This is a genomic window from Photobacterium sp. R1 (assembly GCF_054600795.1).
In genome coordinates, this window is sequence record NZ_BAAHZP010000002.1 from 19884 (window position 1) to 37135 (window position 17252).

Consider the following 17252-nt stretch of genomic DNA (forward strand, 5'->3'; position numbering starts at 1 on the left):
TTTTTTTAAAATTATTGAATGCGGTATGCTTTCAATATCCCTTGACCGATTTCGGCAATCACTTGATTCCGTTCTGACATTTCCAGCGATGATTGTGTCAGATAAATGCTGATGATAACGGGCTCACGTGTCGGGTTCCACACAATTGCGGTAATACCGCGAGAGCCATGGCCACCCGCGCCGGAGCGGTCGGCAATGAACCAGCCTTTGGGCAGTACAGAACGGAGCAGCGGATCTGAAACCTGATTGTTTTGCATCCAGCGTTGAAGTTGTGCTGTTGAATGTTCAGACAGTACAGTCCCAAACAAAAGCGTGTTTAAAGTCTTAACCATCGCATTGGGCGTGGTTGTATCACGCAAATCACCGGCTTCAGCCTGATTTAACAGCGGTTCAATTCGATCCAGCTGAGTAGTGTTATCGCCAATTTCACGTAAAAACTTTGTCACGCCCTGAGGGCCGCCGATCTGCTGTAAAACCAGATTAGCCGCTGTGTTATCGCTTGTCAGCATGGTGGCTTCACAGGCTTTTTCGATGGTGATTGTGCTGCCAGCCAGCTTTTCCGTGACGGGGGACCAGGTGATGAGCTGATCTGTATCGACCGCTACGGATGTGCTCTTATCGAGATGACCCTGTTCAGCATCGTAGAGCATTTTTGCACAGGCCAGAGTTTTGAACGTACTCATCATTGGAAAGCGTTCATTGCCCTTATAGTCCCAGGTTTGTTTATTTTGGGTATCTAAAACAGAGACACCAATTTGACCGGACGTCCGTTGTTCAATTGATGAAATGGTTTCTTCCAGGGTCGAAGAAAAGGTGAGTGGCGCGAAAAGCATTAATCCGATAAAAAGGCATGTATTTTTCATTTGAATGTCTGTCTGTTGAATGTTTTCTCTGTTTTTTACAGAGGTTTTCTGATTTTGGCCGGATTGTAATATAAGCCAGTGACTAAATATAGAATGATGGTTTGTTGTCAATCGTGAATTCGTACTGGTCAGTCCTCATTCTGAAAGTGAATTGGTTTTATTTTTGTTAATAAATAGGGTGAAATTTTGAATTCAATGATGATCAGTCAGAGTTCAAAGAAAAGAAGATTCTCTATCTAAACATTATGCTTTCCGGATATCGTCTGAGGTTATTGATGCCGCCTCTTTTTATTGAACGGGTTTTAAAAAACAGTCTATATTTTGGGGGATAACACAAAGAATGGTGACTTCGAGTTTGATTGTCCGGGACATGTTTTCTCAATCTTATTGTTTTTAAAGGACTATTCAGCATCAAATCTAAGGAGAGCTCTGATGAGTAACCCATATGTTCGATTGGATAAAGACAATGTGGCAGTGCTTCTGGTGGACCATCAAACCGGACTCTTATCCCTGGTCAGAGATATAGACCCGGATAAGTTTAAAAACAACGTCCTGGCTTTAGCCGATATGGCGCTTTATTTTAAATTACCTACAATTTTAACAACGAGTTTTGAGCAAGGTCCGAACGGCCCTTTAGTGCCTGAACTGAAAGAAATGTTTCCTGATGCCCCATATATAGCAAGACCAGGGCAGATCAATGCATGGGATAATGACGATTTTGTTGCGGCCGTGAAAGCGACCGGGAAAAAGCAGCTGATTGTGGCGGGTGTGGTGACGGAAGTCTGCGTCGCGTTTCCGGTGCTGTCTGCGATTGAAGCCGGATATGAAGTTTTCGTGATTGCCGATGCTTCCGGCACCTTTAACGCGATGACTCGTGATGCCGCGTGGGATCGGATGTCGGCGGCGGGGGCTCAGATGATGACCTGGTTTGGCGCGGCCTGTGAATTACACCGTGACTGGCGAAATGACATTGAAGGACTGGGAACGCTGTTTTCCAATCATATTCCTGATTACAGGAACTTAATGAACAGTTACTTTACGCTTCAGCAAGGAAAATGACACCGGTAGTGATGATGTGCTGGAAAGCCATCATCACTCTCGGGAATCACTTTTTGGTACTTCCATATTGGGTAATTCCATAGAAACGGTTTCGCATCGGCATATGCCGAAGAGCCTTTACAGGGGGAGTCCGATTGATCCATTTCCTCTTCTCATTTCAGTTTGACCACCTCAGGACAGTGTGATGCTTGCGCAGATGACAGGGATGCGGTATTGATACGCCTCTGTTTTCAACCTTGTCGTATAAGGATTTCGTATGGCGCTCTCTCTTTGGTTCACCTTTTTTGCTGCTTGTGTTGTGTTTAGTCTGGCGCCCGGGGCTGGGACAGTGGCATCGATCAGTAACTCTCTGAATGCCGGGTTTAAAACTGCAATCAAAGGGATTGTCGGGTTGCAACTGGCGCTGATATCTCATTTGCTGATTGTATCTTTTGGATTGGGAGCTTTGCTGGCGTCCTCTGCGACGGCATTTACGGTCATTAAATATGTGGGTGCTGCGTATCTGATCTATATCGGTGTCACAAAAATTCTGCTGGCGAAGCGAGAGACGGTCAGTGAAACAGAAACTGTTGTCAACACGAAAGCGCTGATCCGCCAGTGTTATATCGTCAATATGATGAATCCGAAGTCGATCATTTTCCTGGCGGCATTTCTGCCTCAGTTTATTGACCCGCAACAGGCAATGGCGATGCAATATCTGGTTCTGGGTGTGACGGTCGTGTTGGTTGATACCTGCGTCATGCTGGGTTACGCCTTCATGGCGAGTGTCGCAAAACCTTATCTGACCAGCCCGGCAACCATGAAATCGCTGAATCGTATTTTTGGTTCTTTGTTTGTTTCTATGGGCGTCCTGCTGGCACGTGCAGAACAATAGTGATTGATTTATCAGGAAAAGCTTAGCCTTTTTATCTCTCTTTTCTGACCGATAAACTGGCAAAAGTAACACTCTCTGCAAATACTGGTATCACAGTCGCGCGGAGAGATCCTCCGTGGTCGTCATGACAACAGGAGGTTCCCATGGCTCATCTGATTTATTCTTTGAATATGTCTTTAAATGGTTACTGCCATCCCGAGGATCGGGTGGCAGACCAGTCGCGTTATGAGTATGCATTGGAAGTTCTTCTCTCTGCTGACGCGTTTTTACTGGAGCGGGCAACGTATGATTTGCTGACGCCTTATTGGCCGGAAGCAGTCACAAAGTCAGATTTACCCAAGTATATGCAGTACCTGGCTCTGGAGTTACAGTCGATTCCGAAGTATGTCGTTTCTTCTCAGCCGTTAACTTATGCCTGGCACAATACAGAAGTGATCTGTGGTGAGGGCATAGACCAGGTGAGTCAGTTCCTGAATGGGGTGTCCGGGACTGTCGTGTTATTCGACAGTCCAGCTTTAGGTGCAGCTTTAGTGGAAGCCGCTTTGATTAACGAATACCACCTGCTGGTCATGCCTTTTATCGGCACGCAGGAAAAGCGTGCTTTTGAAGGCGTCAAAACCAAACAAAAATTGGCACTACAGGACGCACAAAAGCTGAGTAAGGATATGGCACTTCTGAAATATACCCCTGAGTATGAATGTTGAATCCTGATCTTGTGATGCGCGTGAAGATCAGGCACTGTTGATCCTTTCATTCAAGATATAAAAATTCAGGGTTGAGCAGTGTCTGGCAAGAATCATTTTACCTTAGCCGGTTGTGGCGCGATTTTTCTCTTCAGCAGTGTTGTTGCGCTGATACGCAGTGTGACCGAACAACTCGGTCCTGTGGGCGGCGCAGCTATGATTTACACGGTCAGTACAGTCATCCTGATATTCACTGTTGGTTTACCAAAGTTGTCCTCGTTCTCATCCCGTTATTTGTTGATTGGCGGAGCATTGTTTGTCAGCTATGAAATGTGCCTGGCACTGGCTTTAGGGATGGCAAATGACAGATTACAAGCGGTCGAAATGGGACTCATCAATTACCTTTGGCCTTGTCTGACCGTTTTGTTCGCTGTGCTGTTGTCCCGTCGGCGGGTCAGCTGGCTGCTGTATCCATCACTGATGTTGTCTTTTTTCGGGGTGGCCTGGACAGTGTCCGGCGATAGTGGCTTATCAGTCAGCCAGCTGACGGCGAATGTTCAGAGTAATCCGGTGAGTTATTCGTTGGCGCTCTGCGGGGCCTTTATCTGGGCGATTTACTGCAATATTACCCGCGGGATGTCGAACGGCAAAAATGCAATCACCTGGTTTTTTGCTGCAACTGCGGTGGCATTGTGGGTCAAATATCTGTTCACTCAGGAGCCCGTAATGCAATGGACCTTGCCCGTCATCTGGGATCTGCTGTTGGCAGGCCTGGCGATGGGAGGCGGATATGCATTATGGAACATCGGGATTATTGGCGGAAACATGGTGCTGCTGGCGACGCTGTCTTATTTTGTACCGGTGTTTTCGACTTTTCTGTCGGCCTATTTACTGGGTTTAGAATTGACGGCCACGTTCTGGCAGGGCGTAGTCATGGTCACCCTCGCTTCTTTACTGTGCTGGTGGCTGACCCGGGAAAAGCCTGCCGGGGAACTGCTACAGGAAGAACAAGCCTGAGCTTTATTCTGAAAATCCGCACTGAAGTGCGGATTTTTTTATACGCATGAGTGTTCACATTTTCCTTTTTACGCTGATGTTTAATTTGTTCTGGCTTGTTAGAATCCTGCACTGATTGAAATGATAAAAAGGAAAGTGAATCAATGGGATACCAGATGGTTGAGCAAGTTGTCGCTCCGGAAGATTTTCTGCGTTTACGCGAAATTTCTGGTTTGTCTCCCCGTTCCTATGAGGCGGCCGAGAAGGGGCTGCCGAACAGTTTGTACGGCATCCATATCCTTTATGAAGGTCAAGCAATTGCGATGGGCCGTGTGATTGGTGACGGTGCCATTAATTTTGAGATCGTTGATGTTGCAGTCGACCCTGAACATCAGGGCAAAGGACTGGGTCGGCAGATCATGGAATACATCATGGCCTATCTCGACCGGGAAGCATTTCCCCGTTCTTATGTGTCTTTGATGGCAGATGTCCCTGCACTGTATGAAAAATTTGGTTTTCAGCTGTCACGGCCGAAATCTGAAGGCATGTATTGGGTGAAAAAGTAACGGACCGGGAGAATCGACTTTCGATTCTGTGAGCGGTGCCCGGAAGGAGAAGTGTGCATGATTTCCTGCCAGCAATATGATTACATTGAAATTGCCTGTTTGTACAAGTTGCCGGTGAAACTCATTCTGCAAAATGGTGGTGTGGTGATTGGTGAGGCTGAAGACACGCTTCGCAATGCAGCAAGGCAGGAATGTATGTCGGTCAAAACAGCCAATGGTTTACACATTGTGATCCTGGATGAGCTGGTCAGTATGGCAGCGACCCGGCCAAATGCTCACTTTGATGTTGTCGTCTTTCAATAAATTTTTGATTTTAACTTATTGAAATAAAAAGAGTGTCAGGTTCATGTCGGGCGAATGTCGTCACCTGTCAGGTCGTAAAAACGATACAGTGACAACGAAACAGCAAAAGGAATTTGAAAAATGATTATCAGAAAGCTCAGATTACAGCGAGGTTGGTCTCAGGAACAGTTAGCCCAACTGAGTGGTGTCAGTGTCCGGACTATCCAGCGGATTGAGCGAGGTGGAAATGCCGGTTTAGAAACCCTGAAGTCATTCGCGGCTGTTTTCGAAGTTGATATTAATGAACTGAAACAGGAGCCTGACATGAACAACGACAACGCTGTGACCGAAGAAGAAAAACGTGCATTGTCTTATGTGCGCGATATCAAAGCTTTTTATTCCCACCTAATCACCTACTGCCTGGTGATTGGTGTTTTATTTGTCATTAATTTTGTCACAAACCCTGACTATATCTGGGCCTGGTGGCCGGCAATGGGCTGGGGGATTGGGGTGGCGATTCAGGCAGCGAATACTTTCGAGGTATTTAGTTTCTTCAGCACAGACTGGGAAAAGAAACAGGTCGAAAAACGCTTGGGACGTAAGTTGTAATCCTATGGTGTGCATTCGCCTGAGTGAAAAGGCCGGTATCTGTTGCCGGCCTTTTTTATTGCTGTTGGAAAATGGCTGAGGTGGTGACAATTTGTTCTCGCGCAGCCATAGTTAACTGAAGAAGACATAAAGTTAGAGGTGTTGCATATGGCGGGCAAGTTCGGTGAGCAGGAAGCAAAAGTAAAACTGGAAAATTCGTCCAGGAAAGTCACCGATAAAGACATTGAGCGAGTACTGGAGAAAGAGCAGGACATCGAAGCGAAAGTGCAGAAAAATGGTTCGCTGCGTCAGTACTTCAATGTGGTGAAGTCGATGTATCGGCTGGTCAAGGCATACTGGCGAGGGGAGTATCGGGAAATCCCATGGTTCACCATTGCTGCTATCGTCACGGCTTTGCTGTACGTCTTTAATCCGCTGGACGTGCTGCCGGATGTTATTCCTTTTCTGGGATTCACTGATGATGCACTGATTCTGGCTGTCTGTCTCAAACTGGTACAGCAGGATCTGGATGATTTTGAAGCCTGGCAGGCAAAGCAAGATCAGGGTGCTATGCCTGATAGCTGAATGTAGAACTCATTTGAGGAAAAGGTATAAATTGCCAGTCTTTATATCCCTATGAGTAAAGCTGGGCTTGTATATCCAATCTGTCTGGTGATAAAGGGTATAAGACACCCTTTATCAAAAGGAATTTTAAAGGTTTGCTTCGTTCAAAACTTTTCTGATCAAGTTTTCTTCCGCTTTTTTACGGAGTTCATCTTTGGTTAAGTCTTCTGGGTTTGAGCGCAGAGCGTTAAACCATGTGGAAGTGGTATATAATGTGAATTTTTTTGAAATATTTACATTATCTGATGGGGAGTTATAAGTAATAATGTAATCATCACTGTGATAGTATGGGATGATACCTAAAGAAAATAAGCAAAGTGTGAGGGATGTTCCATTGATAAAGGCGCTCGATTTATCTTTTTCAATGGTTATTTCTGGATCAGATAAGTTTTTCGATTTTTGGATTAAATATCCATTTTCCGCAAAAAGTTTTACAAGTGATTCGAGGCGTTCTTTATTGGAACAATAAGTATGGATATAGTTACCGGAAGTGTATGAGCTACACTCTGTTGCAGCAGAGACCTTTATAGGCAGGGGCTTTAGCTCAGATGGCATATTCTTATGACCATTTGTATCAAGTAAGCTTAAATCTGATATTCCTGTGTGTGAGCAACCAGTCAGAGCGAGTAAAGCTAAAATCAAAGTTAATTTTTTCATTGATTTTCCTTAAATCAATATTGTGATAGAAATGTTAATTTGATTTAGGCGACACATTAGCTGCAATGAATAATTTTTTATCTAATTTATATGGAATCTGATGTTTTCATTGTTAACGAATGAAATTCTGAGAATAAGCCAATAATATTTGAAATGTTCATTTCTGGATGTATGCACTTTGATTATATTCATGATCTTTCTTATGGAAATATGAACAAAGTTTTTCGGTTAATTATTGAAAAATCACCTGAAACTATTCTGAATCAGTTCAGCATAATAGCTTGAACTGACTCAGCTGTACCTCTTGCAGCAGTTTGCTTTGGGCAGGCGTTTTTTAATGATCTCTTCATTCATTTAAGCCACTCACAAATTGTACAAAATAAAAACTTGTACAACCTGGTGTGTTTGACTACCATTCTTGTACAAGAAATATTTTTGTACAGGTGCGAGATGACTCGGTTTGAGACGGCTGACAGTGAAAGAAGGATTCCGGTTGGAATCAGTGCTTGTGTGCTGGGTGAACAGGTTCGCTTTGATGGCGGCCACAAACGAAACCGTTTTGTCACTGATGAGCTGGCAAAATATGTCCGTTTTCGTCCGGTCTGTCCTGAAATGGCAATTGGTTTACCTGTCCCGCGTCCCACGGTTCGCTTGGTGCTGACAGAAAACGAACCCCGTCTGGTTGACAGTAAGCTTGGGCAGCAGGATTACACCCGTCAGATGCAGGCATTTGCTGAAAAGCACGTTTCAGGGCTCAACGAACTGTGTGGCTTTGTTGTTTGTGCAAAATCCCCGACCTGCGGGATGGAACGGGTGAAATTGTATATCCCGAATGGCAATACGGTTCCGGGAGGAACTATCGGTGTCTTTACTCAAAAACTGATGACCGCAATGCCCTGGCTGCCGGTGGAAGAAGACGGAAGGCTGCAGGATCCTGTGCTCCGGGAAAACTTCGTATTCCGCATTTATGCGCTGCATGATTTCTATCAAAGTGTGGCACAACGGCTTTCGCTGGATGCATTCATCAAATTCCATTCACGCTATAAATTCGTTTTGATGGCACATTGCCCGGCGGCCTACAAAGCCATGGGGCAGCTGGTGGCAGGCATCAAAAACTGGGATCTGGATGAATTCTTTACCGAATATCGTCAGCAGTTAATGGATGCACTGCGTCAACGCGCCAACCGTCGCAACAATACCAATGTGCTGATGCATCTCCAGGGCTATTTCAAACGCAGTCTGACCAGCCGTCAAAAGCAGGAGCTTCATGACCTGATTCAGAGCTATCGACTGGGTCATCAGCCAATTCTTGTCCCTTTGGCACTGATTAAACATTACCTGAAAGAATATCCGGATCCGTATCTGCAATTGCAGACCTTTCTCAATCCGTATCCGGAGGAGTTGAAATTACGTTATGGCCTCTGAAATTCAATTGTTTGCAATACGGGAAGTTTCTGAACTGACGGGAGTGAATCCGGTCACCTTGCGTGCATGGCAGCGACGCTATGGTTTGATCAAGCCACAGCGCACTGAAAAAGGTCACCGGTTATACACCCGGGAAGATATTGAAAGAATCCAGCTGATTCTGTCCTGGCTGGAGAAAGGTGTTGCGATCAGTAAAGTGCGTCCCTTACTGGAAGGGGGCATGGAAGCGCCGCTCAGTCAGAGTGAGCAGAATGAATGGGTTGAACCTGTGTTGACGGCGCTGTCGGAATGTCGCCGGGGGAAACTGGAGCAGCTGTTAACTCAGCTGATGAAAGAGTATCCGCTGTCCATGTTTATTGAAAACGTGGTTGAGCCTGTCGATAAGCAGGTCAAGGATCCGGCAAATCCACTCAGTGCGATACAGAAAGCGTTGTGGCAGTCGGCGCTGATCGAACGGTGCGCCGGTCTGATTTCCAAAAATCGCAAACGCAACGGTAAAAAAGCTCTGCTTTTAAGTTTTGAGCCTGCGCAGGATGGTATGACGCACACGATCTGGTTGGCTGCCCTGGCGATGAGTAGTGAAGGTGACAGCGTCACAATTCTGGAGAACTTACCGTTCAACGGAAAGTTGCATGGGCTGGAGGCCGCGGTTGCTCAGCAGCAATTCGAAAAAGTGGTTGTCATGGGTGAAAGTAAATTGCCTCAGGCGATTTTGAAACAACTGTCTCGATTGCATGATGAATTCCATTGTCCCGTTCAGCTGAACGGCAGTATCGCTGTGATTCATGCAGGCTGGCAGAAACCACCGACAGGAGTTCAGAACGATGGCGAGCAGTAAGACACAGACCAGTCTGATGTGGTTCCGGGCCGATTTGAGAACCGTGGATAACACCGCATTGATTCAGGCCTGTCGGCAGAACAAACCGGTGCTTGCGGTGTTTTATGCAACGCCTGAACAATGGGCAAGGCATGATACCGCGCCGATTCAGATCGATTTCATTCGTCGTCGTTTAATCGAACTGCAATCCCAGCTGGCCGATTGCAATATCCCTCTGCGGGTCGAAACCGTTGCTGATTTTGCAGCGATCCCGGAATCCATTACCGCTCTGGCGAATGCATGGCAGGTAACCCATGTGTTCTGTAATAAACAGTACGAGTGGAATGAAAAACAGCGCGATCTGGCTGTGGGGCGGGCTTTAAAAAGCGCCGGGATCAAATTCAGTGTGTTTGAAGATACCTGTGTCATTCCGGCCGGGCAGGTGCTCAACCGGCAGGGCGACCCTTTTAAAGTTTATACCCCTTTTCGGAGGACCTGGATTGAACAGTTTCTCCTCAGCCCGGCATGGGCCCAGCCTGTTCCAGAGGCTGTTGCGCATCCAGACAATATGAGTGCGTTCGGCACTGATCTGGATGAAAGTCTCAGCCGTGATTGTCTGGCTTACCCGGAAGCAGACAGCAGCCAGTGGCCGGTTGATGAATCCTCAGTCCGGCAGCGTCTGATGCGCTTTTGCATTGAAAAAATTCAGGATTACGGCGAGCAGCGGGATATTCCGGCTGTCGATGGTACCAGCGGTTTGTCGCCGTATCTGGCTGTTGGCGCCATTTCAGCGCGTCAGTGTGTCACTGCTGTATTGCATGAGTATCCGAATACGCTGGAGAAACAGGAAGAAGGGCCCTTTATCTGGCTCAATGAAATTATCTGGCGGGAGTTTTACCGGCATCTGATTGAGGCTTATCCACAAGTCAGCCGGGATCAGCCATTTGTTAACTGGACAAGAAAAGTCCGGTGGCATGCGAATCAAACTGCTCTGGAACAATGGCAGCACGGGCAGACCGGATTTCCGATAGTGGATGCCGCGATGCGACAGCTGAAAGCAACCGGGTGGATGCATAACCGGCTGCGGATGATTACGGCCAGCTTTCTGACCAAGGATTTGCTGATTCACTGGCAGGAAGGCGAGAAATGGTTCATGTCGCATCTGATCGATGGCGATCTGGCATCCAACAATGGCGGCTGGCAATGGGCGGCCTCGACCGGGACTGATGCGCAGCCTTACTTCCGGGTCTTTAATCCGACCGCACAGGGCAAAAAGTTTGACCCGGGCGGTGCGTTTATCCGGACCTGGGTGAAAGAGCTGGCCCATGTCCCGGATAAATATATTCATAACCCTTATGACTGGCCTGATGTGAAAAACCTCGATTATCCGCCCCCGATGGTGGATCACAAATCGGCAAGGCTGCACGCGATTGAAGTATTTAAACAGGCAAAAGCTGCAGCAGAAGCGAACTGAAGCCAGCGAAGGATTTCGCAATCACTGAAGGGAGCAAACCCATGAGCGATCTGAACAGCACCCATGTTGTCCGGGGAGAGGATGTCCCGGAAACGGAAACCGTCATGGACACTTTTGTCCGGCTCTACACTAATCTGGATAAACACAACCTGGCCAGTCTGGCGGATCTCTATCATCCGGATGTGGTGTTTGAAGATCCGGCTCACCGGGTGATGGGCAGGCAAGCGCTTGATGATTACTTCCTTCAGTTATACAAACATGTGACACATTGCCGGTTTGATATTCATCAGACCCTGGTTCAGAACCAGGCCGATCAACAGCAGGGCTGCGTGGTCTGGACCATGAATTTCGCCCATCCCCGGATTGATCAGGGCCAGCTTCGTCAGGTACAAGGCTGTTCTGTGCTCCGGTTTCAGGAGAACCGGGTGATTTACCATCGTGACTATTTCGATCTGGGAGAAATGGTGTACGAAGGTATCCCTATACTGGGCCGGGTCATCAAAACCATTAAGGCAGGCTTGTCATGATGTCGACTGTGCTGATCACTGGCGCCAGCTCCGGCATCGGCGCTCAGCTGGCGAAAGATTATGCCGTTGAAGGCTGGCAGGTGATTGCCTGCGGACGATCACTGGAAAAGTTGCAGCAGGTTGCAAATGTCAGTGAACGGATCACGCCATTGGCCTTTGATATTTCTGATTATCAGGCAACGCATGATGCCTTGGGCGATCCGACCGTCAGGCCAAATCTGATCATTTTGAACGCGGGCACCTGTGAGTATATCGAGCACGGTGAAGTGGATGTGGCTTTGTTTCATCGTGTGTTTGATGTCAATTTCTTCGGCCTGCTGAACTGTATTGAGGCCATGCAGCCTCATTTTACGGAAACGACCCATTTGGTGATGGTCAGTTCATCGGCAACCTTTGTTCCACTCCCGCGGACCGAGGCTTATGGGGCATCAAAAGCCGCAGTCGATTATCTGACCAACAGTCTGAAACTGGACCTGGCAAGACGAGGGATCACAATCACGCTGGTCTCCCCGGGATTCGTTGAAACCCCGCTGACGGATAAAAACGATTTTGAAATGCCGATGCGGGTGAGCACTGAATATGCTTCGCACAAAATTCGTCAGGGAATTGAAAAACGGAAGTCCCAAATTCATTTCCCGCCACTGTTCAGCGGGTATCTGAAATTTCTGTCGCTGCTCCCTATGCCGTTGCAGCTGGCGATCGTGAAACGAATGACAGGAACAAAATAATGAAGATAGCCATTATCGGAACCGGCATTGCGGGACTGACCTGTGCCTGGAAACTGCGCGAACGCCATGACATCACTGTTTTTGAGGCGAATGACTATATTGGCGGACATACCGCGACCGTCGATGTTGAGGTGGAAAGCGGATGCTATGCAATCGACACCGGTTTTATTGTATTTAATGACAGGACTTATCCGAATTTTGAAGACTTGCTGCGGGAAATCGGTATTGGCCGTCAGCCGACTGAAATGAGCTTCAGTGTTCAGAATGAAGCCATCGGACTGGAATATAACGGTCATGATGCGCTGTCTATGTTTGCTCAGTGGAGGAATTTTTTCAGTCCCCGGTATTACCGGTTTATCGGCGAGATCCTGCGGTTTAATCAGCTCGCCAGAGAAGCCAGTCTGGACGAAATGAATCATATCACGCTGGGTGAGTTCCTGAGCCTGCATGAATTCAGTCCGTTTTTCTGCCAGAACTACATCTTGCCCATGGGAGCGGCGATCTGGTCCTCAACTCTGTCGGACATGCGGGCGTTTCCGTTCCCGTTTTTCGCGCGTTTCTTTCGTCATCATGGGTTACTGGAAGTGACCAACCGACCGCAGTGGTTTGTCGTTCCGGGCGGTTCCCGGGAATATGTCCGCAGTCTGGTCCGGGATTTTGAGGATCGGATCCACCTGAACCAACCGGTTCGCCGTGTTGAGCGTTGCGGGCCAGCCATTGCGGTGTCAACGTCACAGGGCACTCACTTGTTCGATCAGGTGATATTTGCCTGTCACAGCAATCAGGCTCTGGCGATGCTTGCCGATCCAACGGTGCAGGAATCACGTGTACTGGGGGCCATTCCTTATCAGGACAATGAGGTTGTTCTGCATACCGATACGAACCTGTTACCGAATACCAGACGTGCCTGGGCGGCATGGAATTACCACCTCCCGCATGCAGCTGACCACGAACACCGGCTTGCGAGCGTGACCTACAACATGAACATTCTGCAGGGGCTGTCAGCACCGGAAACCTTCTGTGTGACCCTGAACCGGACTCAGGATATTGATCCTGAAAAGATCCTGCGTCGGTTTACTTATGCGCATCCGGTTTTCAATGTCGCATCCATTGCAGCACAACAGCAGCGTGAACTGATCAACGGTAAGCAAGGATACTGGTTTTGCGGGGCGTACTGGTATAACGGTTTTCACGAAGATGGGGTCCGGAGTGCACTGGACGTGGTCAGAGAGATTGAAATCCTGAAGAGAGATACAGCCCGTGATCGTTCGGAGTTCGTCTCATGAATCTGAGCAGCTTACAGAGCGGTCTGTATGTCGGGCAAGTCCGTCACCGTCGTTTTACTCCGGCAAAGCATGCGTTCAGCTATCCCATGTTCATGCCCTTGATCGATCTCGATGAGCTGGATCTGCTGTGTACTCAGGTGCGCGGGTTCGGACACCGCTGGTATCACCCGGCAAGGTGGCGGCGGGAAGATTACCTGCGCGGTGAAGGGACGGGCCCCCTGAAAGACAAGGTTTTGGACAAAGTCTTCAAGCTGACGGGGGAGCAACTGACCGGCGGCAGAGTAAAGCAACTTTGTCAGTTACGTTATTTCGGAATCTATTTTAGTCCGATCAACCTTTATTACTGTTTCAACGAACAGGGCGAATGGCGCTGGCTGCTGGCTGAAGTCAGCAACACCCCGTGGAATCAGCGTCATTTTTATGCTGTGCCTGCTGTGTCGGACTGGCATGAAAAGCAATGGTTTCAGAACAAGGCTTTTCATGTGTCGCCCTTCAATCCAATGGCTCAGCATTATTTTTGGCGTTTGAAAGTTTCAGAAAATCAACTGCTTGTTCATTTGGATATTCATGATACTGACGCTGGTGATGTGGTGATGGACGCCACCATGGCTTTGCGCAGACAGGATTTTCGCACGAACGTGCTGTGGCGTTTGCTGCGTCAGACGCCGGTTCAAACCCTGAAAGTGGTTGCCGGAATTTACTGGCAGGCAATGAAACTGTGGTGGAAAGGGGTTCCGTTTCACGGCCATCCGCGCACGGCAGCACATGCATCGCCAAAAGACGGCGATTCAAAACACGATTCAGTACCGGATGTGATATCCGGTTCTCTTCAGGGGAATGTGCAACCCCCTTTTCAAAGTTCCGGGAACGACCCGATACAAAAGTCCGTGTATAAGCCAGGGCAGGATGCCGGGCAACATCATTCAACACATCGCTGAGGTCAGACAATGTCGAATACAGAAACGAAAAGCAGATACAGTACGAAACCGGAAGCCGGCTCAGTCGCCCGGACACTGGTTTTTACGCTGCTGAAGCAACTTCGCTATGCCGGACTGACTTTGGTTGATAGCCGGGGAGATACGCACAGGTTCGGGGATGAGACAGCCGACTGTCAGGCATATGTCTTGGTCAAAGATCCTGCGCTCTACCGCAGACTGCTGCAAGGCGGCAGTATTGCTGCCGGTGAGGCCTATATGGATGGCTGGTGGGATTCGCCGGATATCACTGCTGTCGTGCAGGTACTGGCCCGTAATCTGACCATGCTGGATACACTGGAGGCGAAGACCAGCTGGCTGACCCGAATCCGTGAACACTGGCTGCATCTGAACCGACGGAACGATAAAGCCGGTTCGAAGAAAAACATTCTGGCTCATTATGATTTGGGCAATGATTTTTACCGCACATTTCTGGACCCGCAAATGCTGTATTCCTGTGCAATTTACGATTCAGAGAGCGCATCTCTGACGCAGGCCCAGTTCAATAAAATGGACCGGTTATGCCGGCAACTGGAATTAAAGTCCTCGGATCATCTGCTTGAGATCGGAACCGGCTGGGGCGCGATGGCGATCCATGCGGCCAAACATTACGGGTGTCGGGTAACGACCACGACCATTTCAGATGCGCAGTATGAATATGCCAAAGTCCGGGTGGAACAAGAGGGGCTGGCAGATCGGATTACCTTGCTGCGTCTGGATTACCGGGAGCTGACCGGACAATACGACAAACTGGTCTCGGTGGAAATGATTGAAGCGGTGGGGAAAGCCTATCTCGCGACTTATATCCGGAAGTGTCAGTCTTTGCTCAAAGCCGGCGGCCTTTTCGCGATTCAGGCGATCACCATAGCGGATCAGCGTTTTGAAAGTTACAGCAAAGGGGTTGATTTTATTCAGAAACATATCTTTCCCGGCGGTTTCTTACCTTCAGTCACACATCTGGCGCAGAGCCTGACGCAGTACAGCGATTTTGTACTGAGAGATCTGAAAGATATCGGTCTGGATTACGCGCGTACTCTGGCGGACTGGCATCAGTTGTTTAACGCCAGTAGTGACCAGTTAATCAAACAGGGATTTGACCAACGTTTCATCCGGATGTGGCGTTATTACCTGTGTTACTGCGAAGGCGGGTTCAGAGAGCAGACGATCAGTACGGTTCAGGTGCTTGCCAGCAGGCCGAGATGGGGAGCATGAACACACTTCAGTTGCGGGAAAACACAGCGCGTTCGACAAAAGCGCTGATTGTCTCAGGGCTGGTATTCAACCTGTTCTGGGGCGTGGCCGTCGTGGGCCAGAATGATTGGCTGTGGCTGCTTGGGTTGTCATTGCTGACTTGCTGGGGACGTTATCCGCAGTCGCTGTTCTTTGTTTTGCCTGTAGCCATGCTGGGTTGTGCAATGGACAGCCTCCTGCTCTGGTTGGGAATTTATCAGTTTGAGGGCGGCTTGATCCCGCTCTGGCTGGCAGCCTTGTGGTTGGGGTTTACCAGTTTCCTCTGGTTCATTCATCGCAACTTAAGACGCTATTCAGTTGTGATCTTGTTATTCGCCGGGAGCCTGGGCGGCGCAAGCAGCTATCTGGCAGGCCTGAAACTGGGTGCTATTGTTTGGCCGCTGGGGACAAAAATTACTTTTCTGATTGTCAGCGGTTGCTGGCTGGCTTTCACTGCGCTGGTTCTGGTATGGATTTGGCGACTTCGATAGAGGAGAAGTGTCATGCGTCTGTTGAAACGTTCCGGGCTGGGTTTACTCATGCTTCTGACCCCGTTGTCAGCGCTGGCGACGGGCCCCTGGCAGATGTGGCCGACCGTTGGTGAAGCCACTTTAAAATGGGGACCCTGGGTCATATACGATTCTCAGCTCCGCTCACCTTCCGGGCAATATAAACCGGACCAGGTGTCATCTTTAGCGCTGGTGATCAAGTATCGGCGGAATATACCCAAAGACGACTTGCTGGAAGCAACGGATGAGCAATGGCAAAAGTTGGGTTTCCCTGCAATGAAGCGGCAGCGTTGGCTGAGGGTTCTGGCTGATATCTGGCCGGATGTGCGTCAGGGGGATCGGTTGATTTTCGTGGTCCATCCTGCCGGCGGCACTTTTTATCAGGACAATCGGGTGATTGGAGAGGTCCGTGATCAGGAAATGGCGAAAGCATTCCTGAATATCTGGCTCTCACCCGATACAGAATACCCTGAACTCAGAAAGCAGCTGATTGGTCAGGCATAGCGAAGCATCGTTCAGCTTTCACCCATTGTCAGGAGAATCAGTATGCAACGTATGATCAGATTACCGGCTTTGTTCATTTTGATATGGCTTGGGATATCGGTACTCAGTGGTTGTTCGACGTCAGTGGAAGAACATCAGTATCAACGTCCGAAACTGGATCTGTTCCATTATTTTGAGGGCAATGTGAAGGCTTGGGGAATGCTCCAGGATCGCTCGGGGAAGCAAACCAGCCGGTTTTCGGTGGATATTACCGGAACGATTCAGGGCAATGTGCTGACGCTGAAAGAACATTTTGTCTTCGATGATGGTGAAAATCAGCAACGGATCTGGACGATTACCCGTCACGCTAATGGGCGGCTGACCGGTACAGCCGGTGATGTTGTCGGGGAAGCAACCGGGGAAGTACAGGGAAATGCTCTGAACTGGCAGTATACGCTGCGGGTCCCGGTTGATGACACCACGTACGATATCGCTTTTGATGACTGGATGTTTCTGCAGGATGATTTCCGGATGTTCAATGTGGCCCGGATGAGTAAATGGGGATTTCATGTCGGCACTGTCACCCTGTTTTTTGAAAAGGGGTGAC

Annotated in this window: 20 protein-coding genes and 1 pseudogene; 19 read left to right on the forward strand and 2 right to left on the reverse strand. The window is 48.6% G+C overall.

Features of this window, described 5'->3' with window-relative positions:
* Positions 1-11: 11 nt before the first annotated feature.
* A complete protein-coding gene (gene blaCARB, locus ACYP03_RS03010; RefSeq protein ID WP_459778441.1) occupies positions 12-863 on the reverse strand; it encodes a CARB/PSE/RTG family carbenicillin-hydrolyzing class A beta-lactamase in 852 nt (283 codons plus the stop codon).
* A gap of 432 nt (positions 864-1295) precedes the next feature.
* Between blaCARB and ycaC the strand changes: the two genes are divergently transcribed.
* From ycaC to ACYP03_RS03050, 8 genes are all read left to right on the forward strand, one after another.
* Complete coding sequence (ycaC, locus tag ACYP03_RS03015; RefSeq protein ID WP_330960060.1) at positions 1296-1922, forward strand: isochorismate family cysteine hydrolase YcaC; 627 nt, start codon at positions 1296-1298, stop codon at positions 1920-1922.
* 256 nt (positions 1923-2178) lie between these two features.
* Positions 2179-2796: a homoserine/homoserine lactone efflux protein gene (gene rhtB / locus ACYP03_RS03020; RefSeq protein ID WP_459778442.1), complete on the forward strand. Its 618-nt coding sequence runs from the start codon at positions 2179-2181 to the stop codon at positions 2794-2796.
* A gap of 143 nt (positions 2797-2939) precedes the next feature.
* On the forward strand, positions 2940-3500 hold the full coding sequence (locus ACYP03_RS03025) for a dihydrofolate reductase family protein (RefSeq protein ID WP_459778443.1): 561 nt from the start codon (positions 2940-2942) through the stop codon (positions 3498-3500).
* A gap of 78 nt (positions 3501-3578) precedes the next feature.
* A complete protein-coding gene (gene yddG / locus ACYP03_RS03030) occupies positions 3579-4496 on the forward strand; it encodes an aromatic amino acid DMT transporter YddG (protein WP_459778444.1) in 918 nt (305 codons plus the stop codon).
* Positions 4497-4639: 143 nt separating this feature from the next.
* A complete protein-coding gene (locus ACYP03_RS03035) occupies positions 4640-5041 on the forward strand; it encodes a GNAT family N-acetyltransferase (protein ID WP_459778445.1) in 402 nt (133 codons plus the stop codon).
* 57 nt (positions 5042-5098) lie between these two features.
* A complete protein-coding gene (locus ACYP03_RS03040) occupies positions 5099-5344 on the forward strand; it encodes a Rho-binding antiterminator (protein WP_459778446.1) in 246 nt (81 codons plus the stop codon).
* Between the two features lie 120 nt (positions 5345-5464).
* Entirely contained in the window at positions 5465-5932 is a 468-nt protein-coding gene (locus ACYP03_RS03045) for a 2TM domain-containing protein (RefSeq protein ID WP_248142283.1), read from the forward strand.
* A 147-nt stretch (positions 5933-6079) separates the two neighbouring features.
* On the forward strand, positions 6080-6496 hold the full coding sequence (locus ACYP03_RS03050) for a YkvA family protein (RefSeq protein WP_459778447.1): 417 nt from the start codon (positions 6080-6082) through the stop codon (positions 6494-6496).
* Between the two features lie 126 nt (positions 6497-6622).
* Here the strand turns inward: ACYP03_RS03050 and ACYP03_RS03055 are convergent, their stop codons facing one another.
* Positions 6623-7192, reverse strand: coding sequence for a hypothetical protein (locus ACYP03_RS03055; RefSeq protein WP_459778448.1), 570 nt, complete (start codon positions 7190-7192; stop codon positions 6623-6625).
* Positions 7193-7642: 450 nt separating this feature from the next.
* On the opposite strand from ACYP03_RS03055, the gene ACYP03_RS03060 reads away from it, so the two are divergent.
* The 11 genes and pseudogenes from ACYP03_RS03060 to ACYP03_RS03110 all read left to right on the forward strand — a co-directional run bounded on the left by ACYP03_RS03060 (position 7643) and on the right by ACYP03_RS03110 (position 17251).
* Positions 7643-8617 carry a YbgA family protein gene (locus ACYP03_RS03060; protein ID WP_459778449.1) on the forward strand — a complete coding sequence of 325 codons (975 nt, stop codon included), beginning with the start codon at positions 7643-7645 and terminating at the stop codon, positions 8615-8617.
* Positions 8607-9455 carry a MerR family transcriptional regulator gene (locus ACYP03_RS03065; RefSeq protein ID WP_459778450.1) on the forward strand — a complete coding sequence of 283 codons (849 nt, stop codon included), beginning with the start codon at positions 8607-8609 and terminating at the stop codon, positions 9453-9455. Before ACYP03_RS03060 ends, ACYP03_RS03065 begins: the two co-directional genes overlap by 11 nt.
* Positions 9442-10908 carry a deoxyribodipyrimidine photo-lyase gene (phrB, locus tag ACYP03_RS03070; protein WP_459778451.1) on the forward strand — a complete coding sequence of 489 codons (1467 nt, stop codon included), beginning with the start codon at positions 9442-9444 and terminating at the stop codon, positions 10906-10908. The genes ACYP03_RS03065 and phrB overlap by 14 nt, the downstream gene beginning before the upstream one ends.
* A gap of 104 nt (positions 10909-11012) precedes the next feature.
* Complete coding sequence (locus ACYP03_RS03075) at positions 11013-11435, forward strand: nuclear transport factor 2 family protein (RefSeq protein WP_459778808.1); 423 nt, start codon at positions 11013-11015, stop codon at positions 11433-11435.
* A complete protein-coding gene (locus ACYP03_RS03080) occupies positions 11435-12163 on the forward strand; it encodes an SDR family NAD(P)-dependent oxidoreductase (RefSeq protein ID WP_459778809.1) in 729 nt (242 codons plus the stop codon). The genes ACYP03_RS03075 and ACYP03_RS03080 overlap by 1 nt, the downstream gene beginning before the upstream one ends.
* Positions 12163-13449, forward strand: coding sequence for an NAD(P)/FAD-dependent oxidoreductase (locus tag ACYP03_RS03085; RefSeq protein ID WP_459778452.1), 1287 nt, complete (start codon positions 12163-12165; stop codon positions 13447-13449). Before ACYP03_RS03080 ends, ACYP03_RS03085 begins: the two co-directional genes overlap by 1 nt.
* Positions 13446-14201, forward strand: a pseudogene (locus tag ACYP03_RS03090) (DUF1365 domain-containing protein); the annotation flags it as partial. The gene ACYP03_RS03085 and the pseudogene ACYP03_RS03090, both read left to right, overlap by 4 nt.
* A 195-nt stretch (positions 14202-14396) precedes the next feature.
* A complete protein-coding gene (locus ACYP03_RS03095; protein ID WP_459778453.1) occupies positions 14397-15635 on the forward strand; it encodes a class I SAM-dependent methyltransferase in 1239 nt (412 codons plus the stop codon).
* Complete coding sequence (locus tag ACYP03_RS03100) at positions 15632-16144, forward strand: DUF2878 domain-containing protein (RefSeq protein ID WP_459778454.1); 513 nt, start codon at positions 15632-15634, stop codon at positions 16142-16144. Before ACYP03_RS03095 ends, ACYP03_RS03100 begins: the two co-directional genes overlap by 4 nt.
* Before the next feature lie 12 nt (positions 16145-16156).
* Positions 16157-16666, forward strand: a complete 510-nt coding sequence (locus ACYP03_RS03105; protein WP_459778455.1) for a chalcone isomerase family protein — start codon at positions 16157-16159, stop codon at positions 16664-16666.
* A 42-nt stretch (positions 16667-16708) separates the two neighbouring features.
* Entirely contained in the window at positions 16709-17251 is a 543-nt protein-coding gene (locus ACYP03_RS03110) for a DUF3833 domain-containing protein (protein ID WP_459778457.1), read from the forward strand.
* Position 17252 lies beyond the last annotated feature (1 nt).

Bases quoted from the DNA above. Each gene is read 5' to 3' on its own strand.
- blaCARB (WP_459778441.1), bottom strand. From the start codon at position 863: ATGAAAAATACATGCCTTTTTATCGGATTAATGCTTTTCGCGCCACTC.
- ycaC (WP_330960060.1), top strand. From the start codon at position 1,296: ATGAGTAACCCATATGTTCGATTGGATAAAGACAATGTGGCAGTGCTT.
- rhtB (WP_459778442.1), top strand. From the start codon at position 2,179: ATGGCGCTCTCTCTTTGGTTCACCTTTTTTGCTGCTTGTGTTGTGTTT.
- ACYP03_RS03025 (WP_459778443.1), top strand. From the start codon at position 2,940: ATGGCTCATCTGATTTATTCTTTGAATATGTCTTTAAATGGTTACTGC.
- ACYP03_RS03035 (WP_459778445.1), top strand. From the start codon at position 4,640: ATGGGATACCAGATGGTTGAGCAAGTTGTCGCTCCGGAAGATTTTCTG.
- ACYP03_RS03040 (WP_459778446.1), top strand. From the start codon at position 5,099: ATGATTTCCTGCCAGCAATATGATTACATTGAAATTGCCTGTTTGTAC.
- ACYP03_RS03045 (WP_248142283.1), top strand. From the start codon at position 5,465: ATGATTATCAGAAAGCTCAGATTACAGCGAGGTTGGTCTCAGGAACAG.
- ACYP03_RS03050 (WP_459778447.1), top strand. From the start codon at position 6,080: ATGGCGGGCAAGTTCGGTGAGCAGGAAGCAAAAGTAAAACTGGAAAAT.
- ACYP03_RS03055 (WP_459778448.1), bottom strand. From the start codon at position 7,192: ATGAAAAAATTAACTTTGATTTTAGCTTTACTCGCTCTGACTGGTTGC.
- ACYP03_RS03060 (WP_459778449.1), top strand. From the start codon at position 7,643: ATGACTCGGTTTGAGACGGCTGACAGTGAAAGAAGGATTCCGGTTGGA.
- ACYP03_RS03065 (WP_459778450.1), top strand. From the start codon at position 8,607: ATGGCCTCTGAAATTCAATTGTTTGCAATACGGGAAGTTTCTGAACTG.
- phrB (WP_459778451.1), top strand. From the start codon at position 9,442: ATGGCGAGCAGTAAGACACAGACCAGTCTGATGTGGTTCCGGGCCGAT.
- ACYP03_RS03075 (WP_459778808.1), top strand. From the start codon at position 11,013: ATGGACACTTTTGTCCGGCTCTACACTAATCTGGATAAACACAACCTG.
- ACYP03_RS03080 (WP_459778809.1), top strand. From the start codon at position 11,435: ATGTCGACTGTGCTGATCACTGGCGCCAGCTCCGGCATCGGCGCTCAG.
- ACYP03_RS03085 (WP_459778452.1), top strand. From the start codon at position 12,163: ATGAAGATAGCCATTATCGGAACCGGCATTGCGGGACTGACCTGTGCC.
- ACYP03_RS03095 (WP_459778453.1), top strand. From the start codon at position 14,397: ATGTCGAATACAGAAACGAAAAGCAGATACAGTACGAAACCGGAAGCC.
- ACYP03_RS03100 (WP_459778454.1), top strand. From the start codon at position 15,632: ATGAACACACTTCAGTTGCGGGAAAACACAGCGCGTTCGACAAAAGCG.
- ACYP03_RS03105 (WP_459778455.1), top strand. From the start codon at position 16,157: ATGCGTCTGTTGAAACGTTCCGGGCTGGGTTTACTCATGCTTCTGACC.
- ACYP03_RS03110 (WP_459778457.1), top strand. From the start codon at position 16,709: ATGCAACGTATGATCAGATTACCGGCTTTGTTCATTTTGATATGGCTT.